The following is a 17,126-nucleotide window of genomic DNA, read 5'->3' on the forward strand; positions in this document are numbered from 1 at the left end:
GAGGACTCGCCGGGTGACGAGAAATCTTGTTCCCTACGCAGGCGTTAACCTGATCAGGTTCAACGGGATCCGGTATTTACCGATCTCAGCCTTCCAACAAGGCACCCCGACAAGAACGCGGCCAGTCTAGACCATGGCGTGGGCAAATTGCCAATAGCCGTGTATTCAGCGTGATGAATGGCGTGATTGCGGGATTGTTGCGCGGGGTCAGCGCCACTACACTCGGGCGTCGTCACAATGCTTGACGCCAGGAATGGCCAGCCTTAGCCTTGGGCGCTTAATTACAGCCGTAATATTCACACTAGGGATCGCCTCATGCTGCGCAAACTCTCACTGGCTCTTGCCGTGTCTTGTGCGACCAATGGAATGGTCTGGGCAGCTGAAGCGCCCTTGTCCGCCAAAACCGACTTGGTCAGCGTCTACCAGGAAGCGGTGAACAACAACGCCGACCTGGCCGCCGCCCGTGCGCAATACGGCGCGCAAAAAGAAGTGGTGCCCCAGGCCCGCGCCGGCTTGCTGCCGAACCTGTCGGCTGGTGCCGACAGCAATAACGTGCGCACCCAGATCGACCAGCCGGCAGCCACCGTCAACCGTGACGCGCATTCCTGGCGCGCAACCTTGAGCCAGCCGCTGTTCCGCGCTGATCGCTGGTTCCAGCTGCAAGCCGCCGAAGCGGTTAACGAGCAGGCCGCGCTGCAACTCTCGGCCACCGAACAGAACCTGATCCTGCAAAGCGCCGAAAGCTACTTTGCCGTGCTGCGCGCCCAGGACAACCTGGCCTCGACCAAGGCCGAAGAAAACGCCTTCAAGCGCCAGCTCGACCAGTCCAACGAACGCTTTGATGTGGGCCTGTCGGACAAGACCGACGTGCTGCAATCCCAGGCCAGCTACGACACCGCCCGCGCCAACCGCATCGTCGCCCAGCGCCAGGTGGACGACGCCTTTGAAGCGCTGATCACCCTGACCAACCGTCAGTACAATGCGATCCAGGGCATCGTGCACACGCTGCCGGTGCTGCCACCGGCGCCGAACGACGCCAAGTCCTGGGTTGAAACCGCCGGCCGCCAAAACCTGAACTTGCTGGCCAGCAACTACGCCGTGACCGCTGCCGAAGAAACCCTGCGCCAGCGCAAGGCCGGCCACCTGCCGACCCTCGACGCCGTGGCGCAATACGAGAAAGGCGACAACGACGCGCTGGGTTTCAGCAACCCGAACCAGTTGCCCGTGCCGTACGGCGGTGATGTGTCCCAGCGCACCATCGGCCTGCGCCTGAATATCCCGATCTACAGCGGCGGTTTGACCAGCTCGCAGGTGCGCGAATCCTATTCACGCCTCGACCAGACCGAACAGCAACGCGAAGGCCTGCGCCGTCAGGTGGTGGAAAACACCCGCAACCTGCACCGCGCGGTGAACACCGATGTGGAGCAGGTACAGGCGCGCCGCCAGTCAATCATCTCCAACCAGAGCGCGGTGGAAGCCACGGAAATCGGTTATCAGGTGGGTACGCGCAATATCGTCGATGTGCTGGACTCGCAGCGCCAGCTGTACTCGTCGGTTCGCAACTACAACAACAGCCGCTACGACTACATTCTCGACAACCTGCGCTTGAAGCAGGCGGCGGGAACCCTCAGCCCAGGGGATTTGCAGGACCTGACGCGCTACCTCAAGGCTGATTACAACCCGGACAAGGATTTCCTGCCGCCGGATCTGGCCAAGGCCGCCGCCGAGCAGCTCAAAGCCCGCCCCGGGTATTAACAACACAGCAAAACCAATGTGGGAGCTGGCTTGCCTGCGATGCAGGCAACTCGGTACATCAGACATGCCCAGTTGATGCTATCGCAGGCAAGCCAGCTCCCACATTTTGGTCCGTGTTGGTTCAGTGATTGAGCAGTTTGTCCAAACCATCCAGTAAGCGCTTGAGCGCGCCCTGGTTGGCCTGCATCACCTTCAATCCTGCCTCTGCCATCTTGCGCGCATCCTGCGGCAGTTCGAACAACTGCCGCACAGCTTCGGCCAATCCTTGCGCATCATCCACCTCACGCAACGCCCCGGCTTCACGCATCATCGCGCTGATTTCGAGGAAGTTGAACAGGTGCGGCCCCATGATCACAGGCTTGGCCAGCGCCGCCGGCTCCAGTGGGTTGTGGCCGCCGGTGGGCACCAGGCTGCCGCCAACGAAGGCGCTGTCGGCCAGCGCATAAAGGAACAGCAGCTCGCCCATGGTATCGCCGAGCAGCACGGAGGTCTGCGCCGTCACCGGCTCAGCGCTGGAGCGGCGCACCGTGGCAAAGCCTTGTTGCCCGCACAACTCGAACACCGGGCCGAAGCGCTCCTGATGACGCGGCACCAGAATCAGCAGCGCATTGGGGTAGCTTTCGAGCAGTTGGCGATGGGCGGCGAGCACCACTTCATCCTCGCCTTCGTGGGTACTGGCGGCGATCCACACCGGGCGCTCGGTGGCGCCCCATTGCTCGCGCAAGGCGGCGGCGCGTACCGGTAACTGAGGGTCGATGGTCAGGTCGAACTTGATCGAGCCGGTGACTTCGACAGTTTCCGGGCGTGCGCCCAGGCTCAAAAAACGCTGGGCTTCGGTTTTGGTCTGCACCGCAAACAGGCTCATCTCGGCCAACATCGGCGTGGTCAGCTTGGAGAAGCGCGCATAACCTTTGGCCGAACGTGCCGACAGTCGCGCATTGGCCAGCGCTACCGGAATACCGCGTTGAGCGCAGGCATGGATGTGGTTGGGCCACAGCTCGGTTTCCATGATCACGGCGAGCCTGGGCTGTACACGATCAAGAAAACGCTTGGCGGCGCAAGGCAAGTCATAGGGCAAGTAGCAGTGCTGAATGCGCGGTTCATTGGCGAACAGCGCCCGGATACGCTCCGAGCCGGTGGGCGTCATGCAGGTGACGGTGATCGGCAGCGTCGGGTGGCGCTCCATCAGCCCGCGAATCATCGGTGCGGCGGCAATGCTTTCGCCCACCGACACCGCATGCACCCAGATCCCCCCCGGTCGCACCACCGGCAAGCCATAGGAAAACCGCTCGCCGATACGTTTTGCATACGCCGGCGCCTTGCGCGCACGCAGCCACAGACGTAAAGCCACCAACGGCAGCGCCAGGTAAAACAGACAGCTGTAGAGAGTTCTATTCATGGCGGCGGAGTTTATCGGCTTTTTCAGTCGATCGCCTGCAAGCACTCGGCAAATCGCTCGGTCAGGAAGCGCGCGGCCGGGCCCAGGTGCTCATCGCGGCGCCAGACCAACTCCACTACCAGCGCCGGCGGCGTCCATTCGCTGTCCAGCTCGACCATCTGCTGTTGATAGGCCGGGTACTGCACGATGTGCCGAGGGAGCCAGGCCCAGCCCAGGCCACTCATCAGCCATTCGGCCAATACGTAGAAGCTGTCGGCACGCCACACCAAGGGGCTCGCGGCTTCGCTGCCGGGGTACACGCTGGTCTGGGTCGACATCAGCAATTGGCGAAACTGCGCCAGGCGCTGGCAGGTCACGTATTGGTCCTGGGCCAGCGGATGATTCACGCCGCACACCGTGACCATTTCCACACTACCCACCACGCGCCGCTCAAGCGCTTCGGGGATTTGGTCGTGATAGAACAGCAAACCCAGGTCGGCCTTGCGCTCCACCAGCTTGCGCGCCACATCGCCTTGCGCGGCGCTGGACAGTTGCACTTCCAGCAGCGGGTATTGCCGGGCCAGCGCCTCAAGGCTGTCGAGCACCGGCTGGAACAGCATGGCTTCATCCTGGGCCAGGCGCAGGCAGGCTTCTTCACCACGGGTCAGTGACAACGCCCTTCCATTGAGCCGTTCACATTGGCGCAGCACCTCGCGCGCCTCTTCCAGCAATACACTGCCGGCTTCAGTCAGGCGGGGCTGACGGCCGCTGCTGCGCTCGAACAGGCTCAAACCCAAGTCCGCTTCCAGCAGGGCGATCCCATTGCTCACTGCCGATTGCGCCTTGCGCTGCCCACGCGCCACCGCCGAAAACGAGCGCTGCTCGGCGACGCTGACAAACAGGCGCATCTGTTCCAGGTTCCATTGCACACTCATGACTCAACCCATCTTTAAATCGGATAGGTAATGACTTTATCTCATCTCGCGAAGGGTTAAAATGCGCACCTAATCAAGCCCGTATCACACCGAGGATTCACCATGAATGTTGCCTACGTTTACCTGGCCATTGCCATCTGCTCGGAAGTGATCGCCACCGTTTCCATGAAAGCCGTCAAAGGCTTGAGCACACCCATCCCGCTGCTGCTGATGATTGTGGGGTATGGCGTGGCCTTCTGGATGCTCACGCTGGTGGTGCGCACGGTGCCGGTGGGCATTGCCTACGCGGTCTGGGCCGGGTTGGGCATTGTAATGGTCAGTATCGCCGCGCTGTTTATCTACGGGCAGAAGCTGGATGTACCGGCCATGCTGGGCATGGGCCTGATTGTGCTGGGCGTGGTGGTGATTCAGCTGTTCTCGAAAACCGCCGGGCACTGACCGCCACGTAACAGCCTGTATACTACGCCTCTTGTCTTGAACACTGAGGTCGCCGATGCCATCCGTTATTTCCACCGACGTTCTGATTGTCGGCGCCGGGGTTGCCGGCCTCTGGCTTAACGCACGCCTGCGCCGCCAGGGGTTTTCCACGGTGGTGGTGGAAAGCGCTACCTTGGGCGGCGGGCAAAGCGTGAAGTCCCAGGGGATCATCCACGGCGGCGCGAAATACGCCCTGCACGGCGCCCTCACCGGTGCGTCCGAAGCCATTGCCGACATGCCGCGCCGCTGGCGCGAAGCCCTGGCGGGTAACGGCGAGCTGGACCTGACCGGCGTGCGCTTGCTCTCAGAAGCCCATTACCTGTGGTCGCCCGGCACGATCGCCGGCAACCTCACCAGCTTCTTCGCCAGTAAAGCCGTGCGTGGCCGCGTCGATCAGGTAAAAGGTGACGAATTGCCGCCTGCCCTGCAAGACCGGCGCTTCAAGGGCAAGGTCTATCGCCTGGCCGAACTGGTCATCGATGTGCCCAGCCTGATCGAGCGCCTGGCGCAACTGGCCGGCGACGGCCTGCTCGCCGGGCAACATATCGAACCGCTGCTGGAAGGCGACACGCTGGTGGGCCTGAAGGTCGATGGCCGCGAGATCCGCGCCCAGCGCATCGTGCTGAGTGCCGGTGGCGGCACGGCTGACCTGCTCAGCGCGCTGGGCCTGAGCCAGCCGGCCATGCAAACCCGGCCACTGCATATGATCATCGCCAAAGGCCCGGGCCTCAAGCCGCTGTATGCGCACTGCCTGGGCGGCGGCACCAAGCCGCGCCTCACCATCACCACTCATCCGGCTGCCGACGGCAATTGGGTATGGTACATGGGCGGCGATATCGCCGAGGCGGATGGCGTGGCCCGCACACCACAAGAGCAGATCGCCACTGCGCAAAAAGAGCTTGGGCAGTTACTGCCATGGATCGACATGAGCCAGACCCAATGGGCCACCCTGCGCGTCGAGCGGGCCGAGCCGCTGCAATCGGGCCTGAGCCGCCCCGACAACGCCTTCCTCGCCGAGCAGGACCGCCTGCTGGTGGGCTGGCCGACCAAACTGGCGTTGGCGCCGGACTTCGCCGATCGCGTAATCAACGCCCTCGAACGCGACGGCATCCGCCCAAGCGCCAGCGACGCGCTGCCTGAATTTCCAAAACCGGCCCTCGGCCAGCCTGCCTGGGAGCAACTGTTGCCATGAGCCTGCCAACCCTGCACGACCTGCATCGCCCGCTGGGCAGCACCGGCCTGCTGGTTTCGCCGCTGGGCCTGGGCACCGTCAAGCTGGGCCGTGATCAAGGGGTGAAATACCCCAACGGTTTTCAGATCCCCAATGATGACGAAGCCCGGATGTTGCTGCGCCAGGCCCGGCAGCTGGGCATCAACCTGATCGACACCGCGCCGGCTTACGGCCGCAGTGAGGAACGCCTGGGGCCGCTGTTGCGCGGTCAGCGCAACGATTGGGTGATTGTCAGCAAGGTCGGCGAAGAGTTTGCCGACGGCGTGTCCCATCACGATTTCAGTGCCGCGCATACGCGGATGTCCATCGAGCGCAGCTTGAAACGACTTGAAACGGATTTCATCGACCTGGTGCTGGTGCACTCTGATGGCAATGACCTGCATATCCTCAACGATTGCGAGGTGTATGAGACCCTGGCGCAGCTGAAAAAAGAGGGCAAGATTCGTGGTTTCGGCTTCTCCGGCAAAACCGTCGACGGTAGCGTGAAGGCTCTGGAACAAGGTGATTGCGCGATGGTCACCTACAATCTGAATGAACAGGCCGAGAAAGCCGTGATCGATTACGCCGCCGCCCACGGCAAAGGCATCCTGGTGAAAAAGGCCCTGGCCAGCGGCCACGTGTGTCTTGAGCCAGGAATGGATCCAATTCGCGCCAGTTTCATGCTGTTGTTTGCGCAAACGGGTGTCGCCAGTGCTATTGTCGGGACCATTAACCCGCTGCACCTGGCCCACAACGTGGCGACCGCTGCCCAAGTCATTCGTCAACTCTGACGCCGCCCACGCGGCCGACCCCGTCGCAAGAAGGAGCCGACATGCCGCGAACGCTGATTAGAAAAAACCCCAGCAACTTCAAGACACTGCCGCTGCACGTCGAAGCCACCCCCGAAGGCCTGAGTTACCAGAGCGTGGGCATGCCGCTCAACTTCGCCCAGACCCTGCAACGGCGCAAACCGGTGGAGGTGGCAGACTCTGAACGTTTCGCCCTGGAATTGGCCAACCTCGGCGTGTCGGTGCGCCTGACCCTGCATTGGCAGAACAAGGATTACTGGGTACTGGTGCGCCAGCGCCGCCAGGACCGTGGCGACGTGGTGCTCAAGCTGATCTCCGGCTATGTCCCCGCCCACGAACTGAACCTGCCGCTGCACACCGCCATCCAGGAAATTGCCGAAGAATGCCTGCTGGAGACACCCGAAGGCTGGCTGGGCGGGCGCTTCAATGACACCTGGCTGCCCGCGCCCTACTCCGCCGCCCTGCATTACCGTGAAGCCCTGCCGTTTCGCTTGAGCCCGCTGTCCGGCGCCGCCCGCCCGGTGCGCTGCGCCACTATGCAATTGATCGAGCGCCCACGGGCGTATGTGCATTTGCCGACTGCGTCGCTGCAATTGATTTATGACTTGCGCCTGGAAGTCCCCAAGGAAGCCAAGTCCTTGAGCCTGTTCCATGTGGATGAACGCCTCGAAGGCGACCAACTCGTGGCGCGCCTGGACCGTCAGCGGCCCGACCTGTACCTGATGCCGCTGAAGGACGGCCAGCCGCTGGCCGAGCTGTACACCGTCAAGAAAGACCAGCTGTATCCTGCCAGCACACGCGGCTTGTATCTGGCGGAAAGCTTCGCCCAGCAGGAAGGCTGGCTGGTACGCGATGAGCGCATTCGCTGGAAGGATTGGCTGCGTCAGCAAGGCTTGGCGGAGCCTGAGAAAGAGTCGAAGTTGAAGCGATTGGCGCAGCGGGTGCTGCGCAAGATCGTGCCGAAGAAGAAGGCCAAAGGCTAAAGGCACCTACTTATTGGGCTGCCGTGCTGCGATCCAAATGTGGGAGCAAGCCCGCTCCCACATTGGAATGCATCAAGCCTTTAGGAGCCGCTCCAGGCCGACCTTCAGCGGCGTAGGCTCAGGCAGCGCAAAGCTCGCCAACAAGCGCTGGTTATTCGCCCGCGAATGACGGATATCCCCCGAGCGCGCCGGCCCGTAAGTAATCACCGGCAACCGCCCCACCACTTCTTCCAGTGCCTGCAACACCTGCTTGAGCGTGGTCGTGCGGTTCCATCCCACGTTGATCGCGCCCAGTGGCGCTTCGGGCGCTTCGATGGCCTGGACCAGCACATCCACCAGGTCTTCCACGTACATGAAATCCCGGGTTTGCTCGCCGTCGCCAAACACGCTGATCGGCACACCCTGCTGCACGCGTTCGCTGAAGATACTGATCACGCCGGAATACGGCGATGACGGATCCTGGCGTGGCCCGAAGATGTTGAAGAAACGGAAAATCACCGGCTCCAGGCCATGCTGGCGGCGATAGAAATCGAAATAGTGCTCACCCGCCAGTTTGTCCGACGCGTAAGGCGTCAGCGGCGCCTTGGTGGTCTCTTCGTCAATCGAAGCGCCCTCGCCGTTGTTGCCATATACCGCCGCGCTGGAGGCAAACACCACACGCTTCACGCCGGCCTTGCGCATGGCTTCGCAGACATTCAGGGTGCCGACAAAATTGCTCTGGTGCGTGCTCACCGGATCATCCACCGAAGCCTGCACTGAGGCCACTGCGGCCAGGTGCACCACGGCGGTGGCGCCAATGGCAGCTTGCGCCACCAGCTCGGCATTGGCGACATTGCCTTCAATCAGTTCTACGCGGGGGTTACCCAGCGGCAGATTGCTGCGCTTGCCGGTGGACAAGTCATCCAGCACCCGCACGGCATAGCCCTTGGCGAGTAGCGCATCGACCAGGTGCGAGCCGATAAAGCCGGCACCTCCAGTGATCAACACCCACTTTTGAGCATTACTCATTGTTGCGGATCTTCTCGACAATGGCCGTGGTCGAGCTGTTTTCAACCAACCCCAGCACTTTGACCGTACCGCCGTAGGCGCTGACGATGTCGGCCCCCACAACCTGGTCGACAGAATAGTCGCCACCCTTGACCAACACGTCCGGCTTGACCTGGGCCAGCAGGTTTTCCGGGGTGCCTTCAGAGAAGCTGATCACCCAGTCCACCGCACCAAGACCGGCCAATACGGCCATGCGGCGATCGACACTGTTGATCGGCCGGCCGGGGCCTTTCAAGCGGCTCACCGAAGCGTCGTCGTTGACCGCCACGATCAGGCGGTCGCCTTGGGCGCGCGCCTGTTCCAGATAAGTCACGTGGCCGGCATGCAGGATGTCGAAGCAGCCGTTGGTGAACACGATGCTTTCTTTGTGGGCACGGGCGTCGTCAATGGCCAGCAGCAATTGCTCGATCCCCAGCACGCCGCGTTCCGAACCTTCGGAGCGCTGAATCGCACGGCGCAGCTCGGGTGCGCTGATAGCCGCCGTACCCAGTTTGCCGACCACAATGCCCGCCGCCAGGTTGGCCAGGGCCACGGCGTGGGGCAGTTCTTCACCGGCCGCAATCGAGGCGGCCAGGGTGGAGATGACCGTGTCACCGGCACCGGTGACGTCGAACACTTCACGGGCACGCGCGGGCAAATGCATCGCCGGGTGGTCCGGGCGCAGCAGGGTCATGCCGTGCTCGCCACGGGTGACCAGCAAGGCGCCCAGGTCGAGGTCGGCCATCAGCGCCGCGCCTTTGGTCACCAGCTCATGCTCATCGGCGCAACCGCCGACAATGGCTTCGAACTCGCTGAGGTTTGGCGTGATCAGGCTGGCGCCCCGATAAATCGAGAAGTCCTTGCCCTTGGGATCGGCCAGAACCGGAATGCCACGGGCCTTGGCGGCCTGGATCAGCATCTGGTGGTTTTTCAAGGCGCCTTTGCCGTAGTCGGACAACACCAGCACCTTGATACCTTCAAGCAACGCGTCGACCTGACCACTGAGGGCCAGGGCGTCGGTGGCGAAGGGTTCTTCGAAATCGATACGCAGCAATTGCTGGTGACGGCTCATGACCCGCAGCTTGACGATGGTCGGCTGATGGGCAATGCGCTGGAACAGCGCACGCACGCCGGCACCGCGCAGGCTGTTGGCCAGGCTGTCGGCGGCTTCGTCGTCGCCGGTCACACCCACCAGGGAGGCCGGGGCGCCGAGGGCGGCAATATTGAGGGCAACGTTGGCAGCGCCACCTGGACGGTCTTCGATTTGCTCGACCTTGACTACCGGTACCGGTGCCTCAGGGGAAATCCGTGAGGTACCGCCATGCCAGTAACGGTCGAGCATGACATCGCCGACCACCAAGACAGGGGCTTGATCGAATCGCGGCATGGACAACTTCATGGAGCAACCCACATACAAAATGAACAGGGGCGCGATATTAGCACAGGGTTATGGGAGGCTTGTGGAGGGTGTGACAGAAGATGAAGGACGCAGCAGTGAATCCACTGAGGAACAAATGTGGGAGCGGGCTTGCTCGCGAATGCGCAGTGTCAGTCACCGAAGATATCGACTGATCCACCGTATTCGCGAGCAAGCCCGCTCCCACCTTAAGCATCCACACCTTTAATTCAGGTGATGTCGGCCGGCACCGGGGCATCCAGGCCCATGGCATGCAGGCGGGCGTAGTAGCCGTTCTGGGCCAGCAGCTCGGCGTGGCTGCCGCGCTCGACAATCCGGCCGTCGTCCATCACCAGGATCAGGTCGGCCTTCTCGATGGTGGACAGGCGGTGGGCAATCACCAAGGTCGTGCGGCCTTGCATGACCTTGTCCAGGGCCGCCTGAATGTGCCGCTCGGATTCGGTGTCGAGGGCCGAGGTGGCCTCGTCCAGAATCAGCAGCGGCGCGTTCTTCAGCAAGGCCCGGGCGATTGCCAGGCGCTGACGTTGGCCGCCGGACAGCAGCACGCCGTTCTCACCGACCTGGGTATCGAAGCCTTTGGGCAACTGGTCGATGAAGTCTTTGGCGTAAGCATCCGCAGCCGCCGCTTCAACGTCGGCCCGTGGCGCGCCGGCCAGGTCGCCGTAGGCGATGTTGTTGGTCACGGTGTCGCTGAACAGCGTGACATGCTGGGTCACCTGGGCAATGTGCTTGCGCAGGTTGAGCAGCTTGTAGTCTTCGACCTCTACGCCGTCGAGCAGGATCTCGCCGCTTTCGTGGTGGTAGAAACGCGGGATCAGGCTGGCCAGTGTGGACTTGCCGCTGCCGGAACGGCCCACCAGGGCGATCATCTGCCCGGGCTCTGCGGTGAACGTGATGTCCTTGAGCACATGGCGCTCGGTGCCTGGGTAAGTGAAGTTCAGGTTACGCACTTCCAGACGGCCGCTGACCTTGTCGCGCTCGACGCTGCCGCGATCCACTTCCTGCTCTTCGTCCAGCTGTTCGAAAATGCTTTCAGCACCGGCCACACCTTTCTGGATGGTCGAGCTGACTTCCGACAGTTGGCGGATCGGCTTGGGCAACAGCCCGGCCAAGGTGATGTACGCCACCATGTCACCGGCCGATGCGTCACCACGAAGGTAGAGCACCAGGAACATCAGCACCGCCATGGCGGTGTAGATCACCAGTTGCAGCAACGGGGTGTAGATGGCCCCGGTGCGGGTCATGCGCAGTTGCTTGTCGGTGTTGCCCTGGCTGGCCTTGAAGAAGCGTTTCTCTTCGTAGACTTCACCGCCGAAGCTGCGCACCACGCGATAGCCCTGGATGGTTTCCGAAGCCACGTGGGTCACATCGCCCATGGCCACCTGGATTTTCTTGCTCTGCTTGCGGAATTTCTTGCTGGCCGTGCTGACCATCACCGCAATCAACGGCAGGATGGCGATCATCACCAGCGTCAGGCGCCAGTTCATGAACAGCAGCGAGGCAAACAGGAAGATCACCGTCATGCCTTCACGGATCACCACCTTGATGGCATCGGTGGCCGCGCCCGTCACCATGGTCACGTTGAAGGTGATGCGCGAAATCAGGTGCCCGGAGTTGTGGTTGTCAAAGTAGCGGTTGGGCAGCGTCAGCAGGTTGTTGAACAACTGCACGCGCAGGTCATGGACCAGGCCCAGGGATACCTTGGCCAGCAGGTAGTTGCCCAGGAACGAACCCAAGCCCTGCCAGGCAGCGATCAAAATGATCAGCAACGGCACGGCTTGCAACAATTTCATGTCACGCAGGAACGGTACGCTGGGGAACAGCACGGCGTCAGGGTTGGATAGGCCGTCGACAAAGTACTTGAGGATGTACCCCAGCATAGGCTGGGTCGACGCGAAAATCAGAAATCCGACGATACTCAACGCGAACAAGCCGGCGTAGGGCTTAACGTACATGAGCAGGCGGAAGTATATTTTCAAGCTCGAAGGGCTTGCGCTCGGACTGGAGTCGGTCATATCACGCGGCGTTTTGAAAAAGGAGGCTGACTTTAGCACAGCTTCTCTGTTGTACTTGCACCCGACGTAACCCGCGGCCCGGCGGGATCCAAAGGGCGACATTATATAGCCACTGTCTTAACATGGTCGGCTTTCTCTATTCTGGAACGGCTTTACTGTATGCACTCCAAGCGCCTTACCTACGGCACAAATCGCGTTTTCGACTTCCTGGTCCTCTGGATTTTGCCCATTGGCTTGCTGTTGCTTTTGAGTTCGCTGTTCTTCGTCAACAATCGCAATGTGATGCATCGCGGCTTCTACATTTTCTTCGCGCTGCCGGCCTTGCTCCTGCTGTGCCTGCGCCCACGGGAACTCAAACAGTTACTGCTCGAGCCGCTGGTGCTTGCCTTCACGGCGTTTTGCGCATGGGCCATGATCACGGTGCTCTGGAGCCCGGAGCCCACTGGCGACTCGAACCTGTTCAAGATCCCGCTGCAGACGTTCATGCTGTTTGCCGGCTGCGGGCTGCTGCTGCATTACCGCAATGACCTGTTCAAGCCGATCTTCTTCAGTGCCGCCGTGATTGCGCTGGTGGTGACGCTGTTGAACCTGGTGGCATTCGTCAAAGGCTTTGCGCCAAGCATGCGCATGATTGGCGGCCTGGGCGCCCTGGACAACCCGCTGCTCAGTTCCCACCTGTTCGGCTTTTTCTGCGTGTATTGGCTGTACCTCTGCGTCACCACCAAACGCTTGCGCGTACTGTGGCTCAGCGCACCGGCCCTGGCGGTCATGGCCCTGGCAATTCTGGCCACCGGTTCCAGGACACCATTGGTTGCACTGGTAATGGCCGTCCTCTGGATGGGCCTGCTCAGCCGCAATCGGCGCTCGGCGCTGATGATTGCCGCCCTGGTGCTGGCGGCCGCCGGCCTGCTGCTGTTTTACCCGCAACACATCACCGAGCGCGGCAGCTCATTCCGCTTCGAAATCTGGCAAATCATCCTCGACCGCATCTCCGACCATCCATGGCTCGGCCACAGCTACGACTCCGAACTGTATGTGAAACCTGCCAACTACGATTTTGAACCGCTGCGCGAACCCCACAGCTTTGCCTTGGGCGTGCTTTATTACGTCGGCATCATCGGCTTTATCCCGTGGATCTTCATGCTGGGCCGCGGGCTGTACGCAGGGCTTAAGGAACGCGCGCAGCCGCTGTTTATCCTGACCTCCTCGCTGCTGGCCTACGGCATCGGCGCGGGGCTCACCGAAGGCGGTGGCATCCTGTCGCGGCCCAAGGAGCACTGGTTCCTGCTGTGGATCCCCCTCGCCCTGATCGCCGGCCTGAGCATCGCCAAGCGGCGCCATAGCCTGCTGCGCATTGCGGTGAGCACGCCCAAGCCACAGGCATTCAAAGCCCTGTGCGAAGGCGCTCATATCGTCGAGGAAGATGGCCTGGGGCCCAAAGTCCTGCGCCTGGGCGATGGCAGCTTCCTCAAGCTGTTCAGGGCTCGACGCTGGTACACCTCGGGCACATTCAATCCGTATTCGGAACGGTTTGCCTGCAACAGCGAACAGCTGCAGGCACTGGGCATTGTGTCACCGCCGATTCTTGACCTGTACAGCCTGCACGACGGCAGCACCGCCGTGCGTTACCAGCCACTGCCGGGCCTGACGTTGCGCCAGGCCTTGCAAAGCCTGGACAGCAGCCTGCGCGAATCGCTGATCGAACGGTTTGGCCGGTTTATGGCCCAGCTGCATGAACGCGGCGTGTACTTCCGCTCCCTGCACCTGGGCAATGTATTGCTGCTGGAAGACGGAGAGTTCGGCCTGATCGACGTGGCGGATATGCGCGTCTATCCATCAGCGCTGCGCAACACCCTGCGCCAGCGCAACCTCAAGCATATGCAACGCTATGCGCAGGATCGCAATTGGTTGTTCGAAGCGCACTTTGAGCAATTGGCCAAGGGCTATGCCTCGGTGGCTTCGCCGCACGCCACGCAGAAAATCCGCGAACAGGTGCTGACACTCACGCGCCCGACGGCCTCACAGCCGACCTGATCCCTGAGGCTGTATTGGGCCAAATGTGGGAGCGGGCTTGCTCGCGAATGCGGTGGATCAGTCGACATCTTCGGTGACTGACACTGCCCATTCGCGAGCAAGCCCGCTCCCACATTTAGATCGCAGTACACCCAGCAGAGGTGTACCGCCCTGCTCTTGGTATCAGTCTTTTTCCAGCGGGGAAAAATACAGGCGACCCAAGCCGCGCCACGTCTTCTTGTTCCAGGCCCGAAACGGGATCTGCGCCAACAGCTCCCGCGCCAACGCACGGTTGCGGTTGGAGGTCTTGAGGAACATGGAGCTGAGGAATTTGTAACGCACCTCGTCGTACAGCGGGTGATCACTGAACAACGCGTAGGTGCGCAGGATGTTATCGATCATGAATCGATGATTCTTGTACGAATTGGTGGCGTGCTTGCGGTAGCGCGCCATCACCACGTTCAAACCATCGATGAAGTACCCGGCGTGGGTAATCTTCAACTCGATCAACAAATCTTCCAGGCGAATCTGCGGGTCAAACCCGCCGACCTTTTCCAGCGCTTCACGCCGGATCATCAGCGTAGGCGCCGGCGGGTAAGGTTTGCGCTCCAGGAACATGTCGTCGAAATCCAGGCGTCGAAACGGCACATCACGGCGCTGACGCTTCTCCGGAAACAACTCACCCTGGGAGTCGATCAGCTCGATATTGCCCGCACAGATTCCCACCTCAGGCTTGCCATCCATATAGGCCACCTGAGTCGCAATGCGCTCGGGCATCATGATGTCGTCCGAACCGAACGGCACGATCAGCGGCCCCTGGGACCGGGCAATCGCGCCATTGAGGGTGTTGGTCAGCCCCTGATTCTGCTGCACACGAAAGTCGAACGTATGATGTTCCTGCAGGCGACGGATGCGCTCGACACTGTCGTCTGTCGAGCCGTCATCCACCACCAGCAGTTCGATGTTGGGATAGGTCTGGTTCAACACACTGAGGATACTTTCCTCAATGTAGGGCGCGTGGTTATACGACGCAATGATCACCGTGACCAAGGGCTGACTCTGGTTCATACATTCTTCCCGCGTGCTTGAGCCAAGCCTGAATCGATCAGCTCCAGGTACTCCTGGCGGAATACCTCAATGTCGTGTTGCGCCTGAAGGTACTGGAAGGCCTGCTCGCCTTTTTGTGCGAGTGCCTCGTCGGACAGCGCCAGGTAAGTGTCCAGCGCCTCGGTCAACTGGGGCACGTTGGCCGGCTCCACCGCCAGGCCACCGGCGCCTTCGATCAACGGCAACATGGCCGGCACGCTGGAGGCAATCACCGGCAGGCGGCCGCTCATGCCTTCCAGCAGCGCCAGGCCCAGGCCTTCTGCGAGCGAAGGCATTGCCCAAATGTCAAAGGCACGCACGTATTGCAGCGCATTTTCCTTAAAGCCCAACAAGTGCACGCGCCCATCCAGGCCAAGGCTCTGGATTTGCGTGGCCAGGTTGGCCTCTTCGCGCCCGGCGCCAATGATCGCCAGCTGCGCGGTTGGGTATTTTTCTTTGAGCGCCGCGAACGCTTGCAGCAAATAGGTGTGGCCCTTGACCGGCACCAGCCGGCCCAAGGCACCGATCAAGCGCACCGAAGGGTCGATGCCCAGCAACTCGCGCGCGTGCGTGCGTGAATGCTGCAAGCCTTCGGCCTGTTCGATGTCGATGGCGTTGGTAATGGCGTAGGTATTCTGGTCGGTAAAACCGCACCGGCAATCGAGCAGGTACTGCTTGACCGCCGGCGACACGCCGACGAAGCGCCAGTGCGCGTCGATCCAGCGCTGCGCCTGCTTGCGCCGGTACAGGCGGTCATACTCGCCAAAACCGTGGGAGATGCCGATGCACAGCGGGATCTTCAACCAACGGTTGAGCTGCAACATCATGTTGACCGGCTTGAAGCGGTTGCACACCACCACGTCGAACTGTTCGCGGCGGCAAAACTTATACAGTTGCCACATGGCGCGCAGCCGCAAGCCTTTGAGCGACTTGTCGGAGAACTCGAAGTAGACCGACTTGGCCGCCCGGCTGACCGGTTCGCCAGGCGCCGGCTTGCCACGCAGGAACGCGGCGGTGACCTCGTAGCGCTCGGCAGGCAATGCCTTGACGATCTGCTCGGCCAGGTCGGCAAAGTCATGGGATTTAACATTGTAGTCAGGCTGCAGTTGCAGGACCTTGAAACGCCGACTCATAACTCTCCTCGATGGAAACCTGTGGCATCAACCACCCAGGCTGTTTCAGCCGCCAGCGTCTCGACGTACTCGGCGTCAGGCTCCGGTAGCAACGGCCATTGATTACGCTTCCAGCAGACAAAATGGAAATACGGAAATTCCCGTTCACCATCCCTGTCGTTGGTCAGGCGGCCCTTGTTCCAGAACCATTGATGCGGGAAGCAATCACTGCCGTCGTGCCATTTGATCACACCACCGGGCGTACTGAACGCCTCGGTGAACTCACTGCGCCGACGCCATGGGTTTAACTTGCCGACCAACTCGAACAGCGGCTTGGGGAAATTCTTGCGCCACAGGAAAATCCGACTGAAGGCGCCTTCATCCAGCGCATGATGCGCCTGATCGGTAAAACGCGCCTCCCAATCCTTGATGCGCATGAACGCATGCCGCTTGCGGGGCGTGTTGCGCATCAGGCACAAATGCCCGGCGACCCGTCGCTCATGGGTTGAAAACAAGTCATAGCTGGCCAAGCGCTCGGCGGTGAAATACTCGCGCAGGTTGCCGTAGATCAGGTCCAGATCGCCAAACGCCCAAAAATCGTAACCGTTGAGGCGGTCAGCGTGGATATGCCCCAGCGCCGGCTTGATGTCGCACAGCTTGTACGGCGCCTGGGGCGCAAAATTGATGTACAGCCGCTGGGAAACCAGCGTGCAGTAATCGGCAAAGGTGATGCTTTCGATGCGGACATTGTCCGGCACACTGGTCGGCATCGGGCAGTCGCTGAACAGCAACCAGTCAATGTCGGCGTTGTGGCGGCAGCTTTCGAGAAAAAACGGCATCCAGAATGGCCAGCGGCCAAAGTAAGGAATAATGAAAAGGATGCGGGGGCACGGATTGCTCAAGGGGGACT

The 17,126-nt window shown here is 61.3% G+C and carries 14 protein-coding genes and 1 riboswitch; of the genes, 6 read left to right on the forward strand and 8 right to left on the reverse strand.

The annotated features are described in order from the left end of the window. Nucleotides 1–13 precede the first annotated feature (13 nt). Nucleotides 14–119, reverse strand: a riboswitch (TPP riboswitch). A 196-nt stretch (nucleotides 120–315) separates the two neighbouring features. Continuing rightward, complete coding sequence (locus tag BFP92_RS19380; RefSeq protein ID WP_065930696.1) at nucleotides 316–1,755, forward strand: TolC family outer membrane protein; 1,440 nt, start codon at nucleotides 316–318, stop codon at nucleotides 1,753–1,755. Nucleotides 1,756–1,876: 121 nt separating this feature from the next. Here BFP92_RS19380 and waaA read toward each other — a convergent pair whose 3' ends face one another. After that, nucleotides 1,877–3,154: a lipid IV(A) 3-deoxy-D-manno-octulosonic acid transferase gene (gene waaA, locus BFP92_RS19385; protein WP_065930697.1), complete on the reverse strand. Its 1,278-nt coding sequence runs from the start codon at nucleotides 3,152–3,154 to the stop codon at nucleotides 1,877–1,879. Nucleotides 3,155–3,177: 23 nt separating this feature from the next. Further along, nucleotides 3,178–4,068 (reverse strand): LysR family transcriptional regulator, encoded by an 891-nt coding sequence (locus BFP92_RS19390; RefSeq protein WP_065930698.1) that lies wholly within the window; start codon nucleotides 4,066–4,068, stop codon nucleotides 3,178–3,180. 102 nt (nucleotides 4,069–4,170) lie between these two features. Between BFP92_RS19390 and BFP92_RS19395 the strand changes: the two genes are divergently transcribed. The 4 genes from BFP92_RS19395 to BFP92_RS19410 are packed head-to-tail and all read left to right on the forward strand — an operon-like array spanning nucleotide 4,171 to nucleotide 7,547. After that, nucleotides 4,171–4,506, forward strand: coding sequence for a DMT family transporter (locus BFP92_RS19395; protein WP_017138493.1), 336 nt, complete (start codon nucleotides 4,171–4,173; stop codon nucleotides 4,504–4,506). A 55-nt stretch (nucleotides 4,507–4,561) separates the two neighbouring features. Beyond that, entirely contained in the window at nucleotides 4,562–5,737 is a 1,176-nt protein-coding gene (locus tag BFP92_RS19400; protein ID WP_065930699.1) for an NAD(P)/FAD-dependent oxidoreductase, read from the forward strand. Continuing rightward, nucleotides 5,734–6,546, forward strand: a complete 813-nt coding sequence (locus BFP92_RS19405) for an aldo/keto reductase (RefSeq protein ID WP_065930700.1) — start codon at nucleotides 5,734–5,736, stop codon at nucleotides 6,544–6,546. The genes BFP92_RS19400 and BFP92_RS19405 overlap by 4 nt, the downstream gene beginning before the upstream one ends. A 41-nt stretch (nucleotides 6,547–6,587) precedes the next feature. After that, a complete protein-coding gene (locus BFP92_RS19410; protein WP_056860552.1) occupies nucleotides 6,588–7,547 on the forward strand; it encodes a hypothetical protein in 960 nt (319 codons plus the stop codon). Between the two features lie 72 nt (nucleotides 7,548–7,619). On the opposite strand, the gene BFP92_RS19415 is transcribed toward BFP92_RS19410, so the two are convergent. The 3 genes from BFP92_RS19415 to msbA form a co-directional block, all read right to left on the reverse strand. Then, nucleotides 7,620–8,555 (reverse strand): NAD-dependent epimerase/dehydratase family protein, encoded by a 936-nt coding sequence (locus BFP92_RS19415; RefSeq protein ID WP_065930701.1) that lies wholly within the window; start codon nucleotides 8,553–8,555, stop codon nucleotides 7,620–7,622. After that, nucleotides 8,548–9,972, reverse strand: coding sequence for a bifunctional D-glycero-beta-D-manno-heptose-7-phosphate kinase/D-glycero-beta-D-manno-heptose 1-phosphate adenylyltransferase HldE (hldE, locus tag BFP92_RS19420; RefSeq protein ID WP_017138498.1), 1,425 nt, complete (start codon nucleotides 9,970–9,972; stop codon nucleotides 8,548–8,550). The genes BFP92_RS19415 and hldE overlap by 8 nt, the downstream gene beginning before the upstream one ends. 227 nt (nucleotides 9,973–10,199) lie before the next feature. After that, nucleotides 10,200–12,005: a lipid A export permease/ATP-binding protein MsbA gene (gene msbA, locus BFP92_RS19425; RefSeq protein WP_017138499.1), complete on the reverse strand. Its 1,806-nt coding sequence runs from the start codon at nucleotides 12,003–12,005 to the stop codon at nucleotides 10,200–10,202. Between the two features lie 159 nt (nucleotides 12,006–12,164). Here msbA and BFP92_RS19430 point away from each other — a divergent pair, with 159 nt between their 5' ends. Beyond that, a complete protein-coding gene (locus BFP92_RS19430; protein WP_065930702.1) occupies nucleotides 12,165–14,039 on the forward strand; it encodes an O-antigen ligase family protein in 1,875 nt (624 codons plus the stop codon). A gap of 162 nt (nucleotides 14,040–14,201) precedes the next feature. Here BFP92_RS19430 and BFP92_RS19435 read toward each other — a convergent pair whose 3' ends face one another. The 3 genes from BFP92_RS19435 to BFP92_RS19445 are packed head-to-tail and all read right to left on the reverse strand — an operon-like array spanning nucleotide 14,202 to nucleotide 17,118. Then, nucleotides 14,202–15,086, reverse strand: coding sequence for a glycosyltransferase (locus tag BFP92_RS19435; protein WP_065930703.1), 885 nt, complete (start codon nucleotides 15,084–15,086; stop codon nucleotides 14,202–14,204). Next, complete coding sequence (locus BFP92_RS19440; protein ID WP_065930704.1) at nucleotides 15,083–16,237, reverse strand: glycosyltransferase family 4 protein; 1,155 nt, start codon at nucleotides 16,235–16,237, stop codon at nucleotides 15,083–15,085. The genes BFP92_RS19435 and BFP92_RS19440 overlap by 4 nt, the downstream gene beginning before the upstream one ends. Next, the gene (locus tag BFP92_RS19445; RefSeq protein WP_065930705.1) at nucleotides 16,234–17,118 is read right to left on the reverse strand and encodes a DUF6625 family protein; all 885 of its coding nucleotides are present in this window, start codon (nucleotides 17,116–17,118) and stop codon (nucleotides 16,234–16,236) included. The genes BFP92_RS19440 and BFP92_RS19445 overlap by 4 nt, the downstream gene beginning before the upstream one ends. Between the last annotated feature and the right edge of the window lie 8 nt (nucleotides 17,119–17,126).

This window comes from Pseudomonas sp. 58 R 3 (assembly GCF_900006605.1).
GTDB classification, from domain to species: Bacteria; Pseudomonadota; Gammaproteobacteria; order Pseudomonadales; family Pseudomonadaceae; genus Aquipseudomonas; species Aquipseudomonas salomonii.

Coding starts and splice junctions, on each gene's coding strand:
- BFP92_RS19440 (WP_065930704.1), bottom strand. CDS start 16,237: ATGAGTCGGCGTTTCAAGGTCCTGCAACTGCAGCCTGACTACAATGTT.
- BFP92_RS19410 (WP_056860552.1), top strand. CDS start 6,588: ATGCCGCGAACGCTGATTAGAAAAAACCCCAGCAACTTCAAGACACTG.
- BFP92_RS19430 (WP_065930702.1), top strand. CDS start 12,165: ATGCACTCCAAGCGCCTTACCTACGGCACAAATCGCGTTTTCGACTTC.
- BFP92_RS19435 (WP_065930703.1), bottom strand. CDS start 15,086: ATGAACCAGAGTCAGCCCTTGGTCACGGTGATCATTGCGTCGTATAAC.
- BFP92_RS19380 (WP_065930696.1), top strand. CDS start 316: ATGCTGCGCAAACTCTCACTGGCTCTTGCCGTGTCTTGTGCGACCAAT.
- msbA (WP_017138499.1), bottom strand. CDS start 12,005: ATGACCGACTCCAGTCCGAGCGCAAGCCCTTCGAGCTTGAAAATATAC.
- hldE (WP_017138498.1), bottom strand. CDS start 9,972: ATGAAGTTGTCCATGCCGCGATTCGATCAAGCCCCTGTCTTGGTGGTC.
- BFP92_RS19390 (WP_065930698.1), bottom strand. CDS start 4,068: ATGAGTGTGCAATGGAACCTGGAACAGATGCGCCTGTTTGTCAGCGTC.
- BFP92_RS19405 (WP_065930700.1), top strand. CDS start 5,734: ATGAGCCTGCCAACCCTGCACGACCTGCATCGCCCGCTGGGCAGCACC.
- BFP92_RS19415 (WP_065930701.1), bottom strand. CDS start 8,555: ATGAGTAATGCTCAAAAGTGGGTGTTGATCACTGGAGGTGCCGGCTTT.
- BFP92_RS19400 (WP_065930699.1), top strand. CDS start 4,562: ATGCCATCCGTTATTTCCACCGACGTTCTGATTGTCGGCGCCGGGGTT.
- BFP92_RS19395 (WP_017138493.1), top strand. CDS start 4,171: ATGAATGTTGCCTACGTTTACCTGGCCATTGCCATCTGCTCGGAAGTG.
- waaA (WP_065930697.1), bottom strand. CDS start 3,154: ATGAATAGAACTCTCTACAGCTGTCTGTTTTACCTGGCGCTGCCGTTG.